General features: G+C 28.6%; 8 protein-coding genes, 1 tRNA gene and 2 pseudogenes. 4 read left to right on the top strand and 7 right to left on the bottom strand.

Annotated elements, in window-relative coordinates; all coding sequences use genetic code 11:
• Positions 1-674: 674 nt before the first annotated feature.
• Complete coding sequence (gene fabG, locus MR76_RS01930) at positions 675-1,421, top strand: 3-oxoacyl-[acyl-carrier-protein] reductase (protein ID WP_024072013.1); 747 nt, start codon at positions 675-677, stop codon at positions 1,419-1,421.
• Positions 1,422-1,439: 18 nt separating this feature from the next.
• Positions 1,440-2,240, top strand: coding sequence for a hypothetical protein (locus MR76_RS04645; RefSeq protein ID WP_024072012.1), 801 nt, complete (start codon positions 1,440-1,442; stop codon positions 2,238-2,240).
• On the opposite strand, the gene MR76_RS01920 is transcribed toward MR76_RS04645, so the two are convergent.
• Positions 2,234-2,305 (bottom strand) — tRNA-Met (locus tag MR76_RS01920). The genes MR76_RS04645 and MR76_RS01920 overlap by 7 nt on opposite strands.
• A 637-nt stretch (positions 2,306-2,942) precedes the next feature.
• Between MR76_RS01920 and MR76_RS01915 the strand changes: the two genes are divergently transcribed.
• Positions 2,943-3,446, top strand: coding sequence for a hypothetical protein (locus MR76_RS01915; protein ID WP_235111313.1), 504 nt, complete (start codon positions 2,943-2,945; stop codon positions 3,444-3,446).
• A 414-nt stretch (positions 3,447-3,860) separates the two neighbouring features.
• Here MR76_RS01915 and xth read toward each other — a convergent pair whose 3' ends face one another.
• The 4 genes from xth to MR76_RS01895 form a co-directional block, all read right to left on the bottom strand.
• Entirely contained in the window at positions 3,861-4,706 is an 846-nt protein-coding gene (gene xth, locus MR76_RS01910; protein ID WP_024072010.1) for an exodeoxyribonuclease III, read from the bottom strand.
• 194 nt (positions 4,707-4,900) lie between these two features.
• A complete protein-coding gene (gene argJ, locus MR76_RS01905) occupies positions 4,901-6,166 on the bottom strand; it encodes a bifunctional glutamate N-acetyltransferase/amino-acid acetyltransferase ArgJ (RefSeq protein WP_024072009.1) in 1,266 nt (421 codons plus the stop codon).
• A gap of 233 nt (positions 6,167-6,399) precedes the next feature.
• Positions 6,400-7,092 carry a hypothetical protein gene (locus MR76_RS01900; protein ID WP_024072008.1) on the bottom strand — a complete coding sequence of 231 codons (693 nt, stop codon included), beginning with the start codon at positions 7,090-7,092 and terminating at the stop codon, positions 6,400-6,402.
• 373 nt (positions 7,093-7,465) lie between these two features.
• Entirely contained in the window at positions 7,466-8,167 is a 702-nt protein-coding gene (locus MR76_RS01895) for a hypothetical protein (protein WP_024072016.1), read from the bottom strand.
• A gap of 196 nt (positions 8,168-8,363) precedes the next feature.
• On the opposite strand from MR76_RS01895, the pseudogene MR76_RS04820 reads away from it, so the two are divergent.
• A pseudogene (locus MR76_RS04820) lies at positions 8,364-8,564 on the top strand (argininosuccinate synthase domain-containing protein); the annotation flags it as partial.
• Positions 8,565-8,587: 23 nt separating this feature from the next.
• On the opposite strand, the pseudogene MR76_RS01890 reads toward MR76_RS04820, so the two are convergent.
• Positions 8,588-9,418, bottom strand: a pseudogene (locus MR76_RS01890) (aminotransferase class III-fold pyridoxal phosphate-dependent enzyme); the annotation flags it as partial.
• A 412-nt stretch (positions 9,419-9,830) separates the two neighbouring features.
• Positions 9,831-12,962, bottom strand: coding sequence for a bifunctional proline dehydrogenase/L-glutamate gamma-semialdehyde dehydrogenase PutA (putA, locus tag MR76_RS01885; protein WP_024072014.1), 3,132 nt, complete (start codon positions 12,960-12,962; stop codon positions 9,831-9,833).
• Between the last annotated feature and the right edge of the window lie 263 nt (positions 12,963-13,225).

Genomic DNA, 13,225 nt, shown 5'->3' with positions numbered 1-13,225 from the left:
GAAGTTAATAATTAAACACACTAATAAAAATCAAATATTTTGTTTATCATAAATATTAATAATATTCTATAAAAATTCATGACTTTATTATTTTTCTAAGAGTTACGTGGATATCTTAAATAAACTATTCTAATAGAATTATACAAATAGTAACACACATAACACAGTACTAATACTATATATAAAATAATATACACCATAAAATATATTACTACTATAAAAAATATAAAATCGCATACCTTTCTACAATAACAACATTAAATTAACCCTTACAGTAACTATTATAGGTATCTATTTAATTGAAATATACACTAACTTGAGAGCAATTTTATTTCTAGAATACTAATAAATACATTTTGTAATTACTTTTAACTGCAGAAATCTATACCTAATGCTACCAGATATGAACATAATTATTTTTTTATCTATTATGTCTCATGACGCGCTTATCGAACTTATTTAATATCATAAATTTTACAAAAATATATTCTATAAATTTGTCCATAGTATAAAAAATATTACATATATTTCAATATTTACACAACATCACTATCTAGAATAATCTTGAATCATATTGCATAAACATATTTATGCATTACTTTAACAACCAACTCTTTACTTCTCATTTTCAACAAAGTAGCATATCATGTTAAAAGTGTACATTTAGGTTTAACATGTTTAATCTATCACAAAAAAGATTTTTAATTACTGGAGCATCTGGTGGTATTGGAAAGGCTATAACTAAAACTTTATCAGATGCAGGAGCTACACTTTGTATTTCAGGTACTAAAGAATCTGTTTTACAGGAAATCGCAAAACAATCTTCAAGCACAGATAGTATAATACATACTTTACCATGCGATTTAACAAATGATGAACAGATTAATGGTTTAATTGACAATGCATGTAAAATTATGTCTGGCATTGATGGTATCGTATGTAATGCCGGTATTACATTAGATAAACTCACATTACGTACTTCTGATGAAGACTGGCATAAAGTTATCAATACAAACCTGACTACAACCTTTAAGCTAAACCGTAATGCATGCCGTTCAATGTTAAAAAATAATCAAGGCAGAATAATTAACATCTCCTCAATTATAGCATTTACTGGTAATCCTGGACAAACAAGTTATGCAGCATCTAAAGCTGCCATTATAGCCATGAGCAAATCCATAGCAAAAGAGTTTGCAAGTAGAAATATAACCGTAAATTGTATAGCTCCAGGATTTATTGCAACACCAATGACAGATGTATTATCCGAAGAGCAACGCAATAACATTATTGCAAATATTCCTATGAGAAGAATAGGTACACCAGAAGAAGTAGCTGCTGCAGTTTTATTCTTAGCTAGTGATGAAAGTAAATATATTACAGGTCAGACTTTACATGTCAACGGTGGAATGTTAATGTACTAATCAACATAGAAAAAGTGTATGTTTTTTTCAAAGAAAGCAACATATAAAACTAAGCACTACATGGCACTTTGTGCTAATGTTATATACTTTGGAGTATTCCTATTTGCAATTTTTATACAGCTAATCAGGTTCCCTTCTAAGCTTAGTGCTAAAGATCTATTGTTAATTAATCTGCTGATGGTTTTATCAGCACGCATTATACTGTATCTACTATCGTACCATGAATTAGCATGTACACACCATACTGACAATAAAAACTCTTTAATGAAATATAAAAAAGTAGCACACACAGCTGAAGTACTTAGTACTACAATTGCAATAATAATACAAATCATTGCGATACATCAAGTAGCAGCAGGTAATTTAGAGATAGTATCAAGTAACAAAACAGCAATCCATACCAAAGGCGCTGTAGACTTTGCTTGCATATTAATCAAGCTATTAATAGCATCACCATTGCTAATATATTTTAACTATCATAGAATGAAACAAAATAAGCATACAACACAAAAAAAACATCTGGTATGCTTATTTTCCCTTTCTATAGTGTCACTAGTGATAAGTCTTATAGCATTTGTTGGCAAAATCATTAATGTCTTAGAACAAACTCGATTTTTTTCGCTCTTTGACACAGAAAATCACCACAATAACGGGCCAATCAACTTTCCTCTTGGACCAATAATTAGAATATCATGCATTGCAATTAGTATATTATTAACAATAACAATACTCAAGATAGAACTCTCTACTAACTTAGCATTATCAGATATTGAAATACAGGATCAACACAAAATATTAAATAATAGTGTAAGTGGCTAAGGAGGGATTCGAACCCACGGCCAAGAGATTATGATTCTCCTGCTCTACCACTGAGCTACCTAGCCTTTTAGTAATCATATAACATACGACTCTTATAATTTCAATACAATTATACAATAATTAATTATAAAAAATTTAATGTCTATAACTTAATAAAAGAAATATTAAAACTACATATGCTTTTAAAGGCGATCTTATACATCTTGTTATATAAATACACGGTTTTTTATATAGGACCACCTTATTTTTATAAACTTGCATAACAGAAAGGATAATATTATAAAATACTTCCTATATCAAAAGATATTTCTACAACAAAAAATATACTGTATACTTATGCATTAAATAAAAAATAATTATCTTAAAAAAAGTTTTATTATTAAAATGATGCAAAAACAAGGAACAAAAATCATAAATTTACATAACCTTAAAGTATACAAATATGATCAAAAGTAAGGCTCTAAGTTACACAAAAATTCATCTTATAACCATAATAATAATTTTATCATTATGGAATGTTTTTTTTATAATAAAATCAATATCAACTATTCCAAAAGATGCTAAAAATCTTATATTCTCATATACTGCAATACTATCAATATTATCAATATTACTCTATAGTATTAATATAATATACAACTTAAGTATTATATTAAAAAACTACAAAAAAAAAATCTGCAAAAAAAAATCTTATTTTCTTACTTGGGATTTATAGGAGAAGCAGTAAGCTTACTAGGACTCAATATTATATCCACTATTACCATTTTAATTTTGCCAATTAATAAGCCTATGGCTATAGCTGCTTCTATATTGAATATACTATCTTCACTTTTTGTCATAGAATATGCTTCGATTTTATTAGACACAAATATTAAACAATATAAAGAACTAAAAAAGACCAATACATCTACAAAATATACAATATGGTCAATGGTAAACTGGAGTGCGGCATTAATTATATCAATAGCAAATGTAAGTTTCACATCTATTAGTTATTTCATAACACATAATGGCACTGATATTTTTAAGATCTTATTATTTTCAGTATATATATCAATTATTACTTCTATGGTTCTTATGAAAACCATGCAAGAAAATGATCCTTCAATATCATTAAATTTACAGGTAGAAGCTATAAAATCTAATGTAGCAGAAGAAAGACAACATCTTACTAAATATCAAGAAAGCCTCGAGCACAGTAGATAACACTCACAATATACAATTAGACTTTTCCACAGTAAACCAACACATTATATTTACATACTTAATAAGTCCAGTTAAAATATCAAAAAGTATGTCTTAACCTTCCTCAATTATTCATATCATCAATCAATATATATCTGACGAAAAATGCGTTATAGCATATATAAAACTACAAACAAAACATTTTTAAATTTTTGGTAATACACTAAAAATATATTGTAATATGTACCTTCACAAGTAGGGGCAGTTGTATAGATTAAAGAACGTTTACATATATAGTTTTAACTATGATTTAGATATTTATATGTTCTTATTATAAAAATTAATTTATTTCTATATTTAAAACACAGCACATATTGTAAAACACAAATTCCTATATATTAAACAAATCAAACATTATATTTATACATAAACTGACTAAGAACTTAAATCAATATTACATACAACTGGAGCATGATCAGAAGGTGTATCTAAACTTCTGAGTTTATCATGAATAACACAAGATAACAGCTTATCTGCAGCTTGTGGTGACAACAATAAATGATCTATCCTTAAACCTTTGTTTGCTTGCCATGCACCTGCTTTATAATTCCACCAAGTAAACTTCTGCTCATACTCATTTAATATCCGAAAAGCATCTGTAAATCCCAGATTTAAGATAGATCGAAATTTTTCTCTTTCAGATTTATGAAAGCACAGCCTACCATCCATAATTTCAGGAGAATACACATCTATAGGATAAGGCCCTACATTATAATCACCACCCAATATTAAAATATCTTCCTGTGTAAGTAAAGAGAACATATGTTCCCTTAACTGATCAAAAAATCCAAGTTTATATTGAAACGCATCAGAATCAATACTTTGCCCATTAGGAACATATATACTAGCAACACGAACTTTAACATTATTACATAAAATCACACACTCTAAATAACGAGATTCTCTATAATTATAAATAAAACCTTCTGAACTTAATTTGTAACATAAACTAGATTCGTAATCAGATAAAAAAATACTTGTAACCAATTCCCCAACTATAGGATACCTTGTTATAATAGCTACCCCATTTCTAGCCTTCTGTCCATGTACATAACACCTATATCCTAATGATTCCACATTAAAAAAAGGAAATAGTTCATTTGTACACTTTATTTCTTGTAATAATGCTATATCAATATCATATTCTATCAACCAATTACATAGATGATCCAACCTCTTCCTAACAGAATTAACATTCCACGTAGCTATTTTTAAATTCATTAATAATTTCTAAAATTAACAATAATAATAAGAAATAGTTCATTTGTACACTTTATTTCTTGTAATAATGCTATATCAATATCATATTCTATCAACCAATTACATAGATGATCCAACCTCTTCCTAACACAGAATTAACATTCCACGTAGCTATTTTTAAATTCATTAATAATTTCTAAAATTAACAATAATCATTAAGTCAAATATTTGCTATTAATATCAACAAATCTATGGGTTAAATCACAAGTCCATATAGTTGCATCAAAATTACCAGTATTAATATCAACTTCAATATAAATATTCTGCTCATCTTTTACATATTGATTAACAGCAACTTTATTATAGGTAGGACTAATTTCACCATTTACTAATACAACATTATCCCCTATTTTCAACGAAATCTCATTCTTATTAAATGGCTCTCCAGCTTTACCTATAGCCATAACTATCCTACCCCAATTAGCATCTCCACCTGCTATAGCAGTCTTTACAAGTAAGGAATTCGCTACCGAAAACCCTAATTTTCTAGCAGAATTCAATGACACAGCATTTTTAATATTAATTGTAATAAATTTTTCCACTCCTTCTCCATCTCTGATAATCAAATGTGCCATTTCCACTAGCATATCTTTTAAAGCAATTTTAAAATCATCAATGACTTGATCATCAGCAGAGCATACCTGTTTATGTTTAGCAAGATTTGTAGCAAATATCAAAACTGAATCACTAGTAGAAGTATCACCATCAACAGTAATATTATTAAAAGATACATCAACATATTCTTTTAATAATTTTTGCAATACATCTGATTTGATATTAGCATCAGTAAAAACATATGCTAACATTGTCGCCATATTAGGCGCAATCATACCTGAACCCTTACATATTCCATTAATCGTAACTTTCTCACCACAAATTAATACTTCTCTTGTTACCATCTTTATAAAAGTATCAGTTGTAGTAATACTATTAGCAGCATCTTCCCAGGAGTTTTTAGCATTACTCCATATAGGATCTAGTATAACAGATTTAATTTTATCAATCGGCAAGGGAACGCCTATAACTCCTGTAGAGCAGAAATAGACTTCTTGAGTAGAACAACCAAACCTTTCTGCACATAATCTTGTAACTTCTTCAACAACTTTATATCCTCCAACACCTACTGCGACATTAGCATTACCAGAATTTACAATTAAAACTCTTGCTTTACCATAAGGAAGTATTTTCTTACAATGTTCAACATTGCTACTTGCTGTATAAGAAGTTGTAAAAACACCACCCACAGTAGTGTTAACTGGCATTTTTACTATTAAAAGATCAAGCTTATCTAAAGTTCCTCTAATACCACAAGCAAAAGAATACAACTCTATTCCATTAATTTTAGGCATAACAGGAAAATTAGTAGGAGCAAGCGGAGAAAGAAGAAATCCAGATAGATTATTTGAAAGACTCTTGACCATTATACACTACCAAGCTAACATTTTTATATTTTCCAAGTTATATAAAGTATAACCACACAATGCAAGAAAATTATTAAAAAAATCAGCAAAATTTCATTTCTAAAAAATTAAATATAGTATTATATACTATTGATAAATTCTAAAATTCATCACAATAGCATCGATATTTTTATCAAATAAACCTCATTAAACAATTACTACATGCCTCAAGCATAGTAGAGCTTAAACCAGTATTATAACATAACTTTAAAATCAGCAAATACAACATGAGAATTTAATTGAAAATCCTGAAAATGATACATTACAGTATTTCCATCTTCATCATAGATTTTATTTGTATCATATTTCCAATAATTCCTCAAATAGCTATATCCTACACATAAACTCACTTTTTTTTTATCAACATAACACAATCCAACCTCACTCTGCACGCTCACACCATAATGAGTAAAAATATGACTTCTAAATCCCTGATAATTCAATAAACCAGCAATACCAATTCCACAACTTAAGTATGCCGTCAATTTATTATTAATAACATAATCATACCCAGAATTAACAAGAGTAGTAACACTATTAATTTCAAATACATTTTCTATCTTTGATGTATAGAGTTTTTTACCAATAATCCTTTGCAATATATCAATCAAATCCATCTTTTCAAAATCCATTAATTTATGTATTGCAGGTTTTATATTTGTATACCTTATTTTAAATTCATAAAAAAAATTATTATCCAATTTATACCCAAGCGCAGTACTAATATCTATATTAAAATGCTGATAATCTATATATTCTGATTTAAAACTATCAGAATAATCCCCCAAAAAATTATAACCTCCTTTTAAATAAAAATGATTAGCTATAGCATCAAAACTAAATGTAATAACTGTAAAACATATAATGGCATATATATAATTTTTCATAAAAAGTAAAAATATTAACTATATAGTTGATATACAAATCTCTACTATGAAGTCAACATAAAAATTATTAGGATAAATCATCTAATACAATCAATATAAGTCAATAATTTTTACATTACCTTATTGAGATATTACTATCTTGCATCATTTTTAACTATAAATTACTTGTATATTAATATATTATCAATAAGATAAATAACATATTTAAGAATTAGATTAATGCATACTCATGTACAATTAACAACACGTTTTTAATCATGAAACATATAATAACAAATTTTTTAGAAAAACCACTTCTATAATTCACACAATAATAAGCAAAAAATTTATAACTAAAAATCAATATATTATAAATAATAATTAATATATAGCATTAAAAAATAAATTCTAAACCAAATATAAGACCATAAGATCCTAAAATACAACAATGTTTCAAATTAACATCATCTCTGGGTTTTGCATAACCAATAAAACATCTATAACCACTATAAATAGCAATATTACGTAATAATTGATATTTTATACCAATCATATTTTGTATCATTAATTTGTTTTTAAGATCTAGAGATTCACTATTTTTTGAAAGCCAACCGATAAGATAATGGATATCAATACCTGATCCAAAGAAAAACGTAAGGTCCCTTACACTAAAAAAATTACCAACATCATAGTACAGATTAAAGAAAATTTTATAATTATTGCTATTCCAATATAACATTTTCTTTTCTAAAGGTTCTTCATTATCTTTATTAGCTATCTTTTGTTCATTAAGTATTTTTTTCTTAGTCATATACACAAATTCTAAATCAGTCCTAAAATTATTTAAAGAAGCACTAGGACATATATAACCTAATAACAGGTCAACATTATAACCTACTACATTATTTACACTAAAATCAAAATCTAAATATCCATTTCCAGTTTTAAACTCTAGTATTTTCTTATCATACCCATAAGACCCACCAATATAAAAATTGCCAATAGAGTTATTTAGTATATCTTTTGCAAACACTTCATTGCATTTTGAACAAATTAATACCAAAAGTATAATTTTTAGATACAAGATAATTTTCATGAATACAGTATATAATTTTACCAATATAAGTTATGTATAATATAATATAAATTATTATTTGCATTGTAATTTTATTAACATCTCAACTTACTTCGAGAAGATTAAATTTTCAATCATTAAAACATCAATAATCACTTGTCATTCTAATAAAAATAGAATAAAATTTAAGCTTTACGTAATTATTATTTATTATCTAATGAAAAAAATAGTATTAGCTTACTCAGGAGGGTTAGATACCTCAGTTATATTAAGATGGCTTCAAGAAGAATACAATTGTGAAATAGTGGTATTTACTGCAGATTTAGGACAAAATGATGATATGTCCGCTATAAGACAAAAGGCAATTTCATTAAACGTCAAAGAAATTTTCATAGAAGACTTAAAAGAAGAAAAAGTTGGACCATGCATAAAAGCATCATTTATATTATCTGATAAAAATGCATTATAAACCTCCTGCGTAGTTAAAGTTGCAGATAATGTACAAAATCCACCTGTCAATGCTTTCCCAATGACCATAATATCTGGAACAATATCTGCTTGATTACATCCAAACATAGTCCCAATCCTACCAAAACCTGTAGCCACTTCATCTGCTATAAATAATATGTTGTTATTTTTTGCAATATCATAAATCTTTCTTACAGTACTTGCAGAATGAATTAACATCCCACCTGCTGCTTGCAAGATCGGCTCTAAAATTATAGCAGCAACACAATCTTTTATAGAAGATATTGTATTTGTAAAACTCTCAATTTCCTCTTCAGTATGAGGTAAGGGCAAAATGTACTGTAAAGGGTGATACTTTTTGAATTTGGTACCATGAATCTTTCCAGGATCAGATATTGACATACAACCCATTGTATCCCCATGATATCCATTAACAAAAGATATAAAACTACATTTGTTCACATTGCCCAAATTTTGGTGATATTGCACTGCCATTTTCATAGCAACTTCAACAGCAGTTGACCCAGAATCTGAAAAGAAAACTCTACTCATTCCCTGTTTTGGAGCAATTTTGACAAGTCGAGATGCTAGAATATAACTTTGTTCATGTGCTAATCCAGAAAACATAACATGAGATAATTTAGCAACTTGATCTTGAATCTTTTGAACAATATGTGGATGAGAATACCCATGACACACACTCCACCAACTAGATATACCATCAAGTAACTTTGTACCATCCTCCAATGTTATATAACATCCACTAGCAGACTTTACCTTTAATGGTAGAGGCGAATTTTTCATTTGTGTATAAGGCATCCAAATATTTTGATATCCCTCATCAAACCATGTATAAAAATTAGTATGCATAAATATTTACAGTAATTGATTAAAAAAATCATAGATAAAAAGGTACACCTACATATATATTATAGTTATTATCTAATTAAACTAATCACGTACCTACTTAATCACAAGCCTAAATAAATACAATAAGCACAAACAGAATTAGATCATTATAAAAATAATACTATGACCTAAATCTCAGGTCATTCATACTTTCCAGGAGATAGGATATTCTTATCTTAACAGAAAATCTATGTAAATATACGTACCTACCAAAACCGTAACATTTATGTTTCTAGTCAATATTACTCACACAAATATTCCTACAAATCAAGATAGAACAATGTAATGATATGTTCTACTAAATCATCTAATCAGTTAAACACATTAAGGAAGTGTTTCCACCCAAAGCTGTAGTATTAATACTTACCACTTTTTCTGTTAGGAATCTATGTAAATAATATGGACCACCTGCTTTAGGACCAGTACCAGATAATCCTTGTCCACCAAAAGGTTGCACCCCTACTACTGCTCCAACTTGATTTCTATTTACATAAACATTTCCAACATTTATCTTATCAATAATATTATCAATGTTACTTTGCACCCTACTCTGCACAGCAAATGTTAACCCATATCCTGTACTATTGATCTCATTCAAAATTTTATGTAAATTTTCTTTCTTATAACGGATTATATGTAATATTGGACCAAATACTTCTCTCTTTAACTGAGATATACTTTGTATCTCATATGCACACGGAGCAAAGAAATAACCTTTTTTACAATCTTCTCCTAACTTAACTTTACATAATAATTTTGCCTCTTGTGACATCTTGTTTTCATGAGACATTAACATTTCTTGCGATGGCTTATCTATTACTGGCCCTATATCTGTATTTAACAACATAGGATCTCCTATGACCAAACTTTCCATAGCACCACAAATCATTTCAATTTGTTTATCTGCCACTTCTTCTTGCACAAATAATACCCTTAACGCTGAACATCTTTGTCCAGCACTTTTAAATGCTGATGTTATAACATCATTTGTAACTTGCTCTATTAATGCAGAAGTATCAGTTATCATGGTATTTAAACCACCTGTTTCAGCTATGAATGGAATAATACCACCTTCTTTTTGTGCAATAGACTGATTAATTATGCTAGCTGTCTCTGTTGAACCAGTAAATGCTACCCCACCTATTTTCTCATTTTTTAATAATACTTCTCCTAATTCTTTACCATGACCTAATAATAAGTGTAAAACTTCTTTCGGCACCCCAGCATCATACAATAACTTTACTGTTTCATATGCAATGATAGAAGTTTGCTCAGCAGGTTTTGCAAGTACAGTATTTCCAGTAACTAATGCTGCAGCAATAGGACCAATAAATATTGCTAAGGGGAAATTCCAAGGAGATATACACACAAATACCCCTCTACTTTTGAAATAAAGATAATTATCTTCTCCTACAGGACCAGGTAATTTTTTTGACTGCTCTAATTCTTGCCTCCCAAGAAGTGCATAATAACGTAAGAAGTCAACGGCTTCTCTTACCTCTGCAATAGCGTCAGAAATAACTTTACCCCCTTCTCTGATAAGTAGTGTTATTAACTTTGCTTTATTCTCTTCTAGTAAATTAGCTGCTTTTTCTAGTATAGCAGCACGAGTAGAAACTGGAATATTAGACCATTCTTCAAACGCATCATATGCTATACCTAAGGCTGATAGTGCTTGTGTAGGATCTGCAAACAATACTTCTCCTATAACATCCTCAGAATTCGTTGGAGAAAATACTTCCTTAAAACTACCATCTAGCTCTTCTCCCCCTATAATTGGAGCTGCTCTAAACTTGCAAGTTTGATAATTTTTCATTTCTTCATTAAAACTTGCTAAAGTAACAGAATCAGTAATATCAATACCCATAGAATTAAGTCTATCAGGCCCAAATATGTCCTTTGGTAATGCTATATTAGGATGAGGTAAATATTCTAACGCTTTTGCTTTTTCTAATGGATCTTCTATTAACTGTTCCAGTGACACATTACTATCATTTAACTGGTTAATAAATGAACTATTTGCTCCATTTTCTAATAATCTTCTAATCAAATAAGGAAGTAAATCCTGATAACTTCCAACAGGAGCATAAACTCTACACTTAACATTTGCTGCTAATTCTTGCGTTACATATTCATATAAACTAGCTCCCATACCGTGCAATCTTTGAAATTCAAACCCTGGATGATCCTTATTTGCCATTTCTAATATTGCAGCCAATGTATAAGCATTATGTGTAGCAAAACATGGAGAAAAAGTATTTGGCTTACTTAAAATTTTGTTTGCACATGCTAAATATGACACATCAGTATACACCTTTCTTGTAAATACTGGATAACTACTTAAACCTAACTCTTGAGCATTCTTTATTTCATAATCCCAGTATGCACCTTTTACAAGCCTCAGCATCATTTTATGATGAGATCTAACTGATATATCTTCCACAAAATCTAACACTGAAAATGCTCTTTTTTGATACGCTTGTACAGCTAATCCTAGACCTTCCCATCCATTCAAACTACTATCAAATCGCAATTTTTCAAGTATCATTAATGATATTTCTAATCTACTTGCTTCTTCTGCATCAACACATACACGAATGTTATGATCTTTTGCCAATCTACATATTTGCAATAATTTATCTACTATCTCATCTAATACTTCATCGATTTGTGAAAACTCATATCTATTATGTAATGCAGATATTTTGACTGATATCTCATCATAATCTATTAAATTTCCTGTTTCATTAACAATTTTAGACTTTCCTATACTTTCTACCGCTGCCATATATTCAGTAAAATATCTTTCTGCATCTTTTCTAGTTTTTGCAGCTTCCCCTAATATATCAAATGAATATAACTCACCTGCTTTTCTATTGTTAAGTGCTTCTATTATATCTCTTCCCTTTATAAAATGTTTGCCCAAGATACACATTGCTTGCCGCACTGCCTTTCTAATTATAGGCTCACCCATTGTTTTCAATAAATTATTTATAGCACCAAATAATCGAGTACTATCACTACTATCTTTTAATACTCTTCCACCTATAAATAAACCCCATGTTGCTGCATTAACAAATATTGATGAAGAACTACCTATATGATTACTCCACATACTGTTTCCTATCTTATCTTTTATTAAATCATTTATGGTGCAATCATCTGGTATTCTTAATAAAGACTCTGCTAAACACATAAGAGCTATGCCTTCTTCATTTGATAAGCCATACTCTTGCATAAAAGCATCTATTATACCTAAATTTCTATCTACTCTTATTCTTTCTATTATTTGTTTTGCAACACTATAAATCCTAATTTTAGAATCTTGTGATATTTCTGTTTTCTCTGTCAAATACCTTATATAACTATTTTCTTCTGTACGATACAACATCTGCATACGTCTACGTATTTCATTCGGCGCTTGTAATGCACTTATCATTTCTCATATCTCCCATTAATACTTATACTTGCTACAGCAACATATTAGTTAACAACTAGAATATTTAATCAACCCTATTATGAAGTTAATAATTAAACACACTAATAAAAATCAAATATTTTGTTTATCATAAATATTAATAATATTCTATAAAAATTCATGACTTTATTATTTTTCTAAGAGTTACGTGGATATCTTAAATAAACTATTCTAATAGAATTATACAAATAGTAACACACATAACACAGTACTAATACTATATA

The sequence above is a fragment of the Ehrlichia muris AS145 genome (assembly GCF_000508225.1).
In the GTDB taxonomy this organism is placed as follows: Bacteria; Pseudomonadota; Alphaproteobacteria; order Rickettsiales; family Anaplasmataceae; genus Ehrlichia; species Ehrlichia muris.
This window is presented reverse-complemented; position numbering and strand designations above follow the sequence as displayed.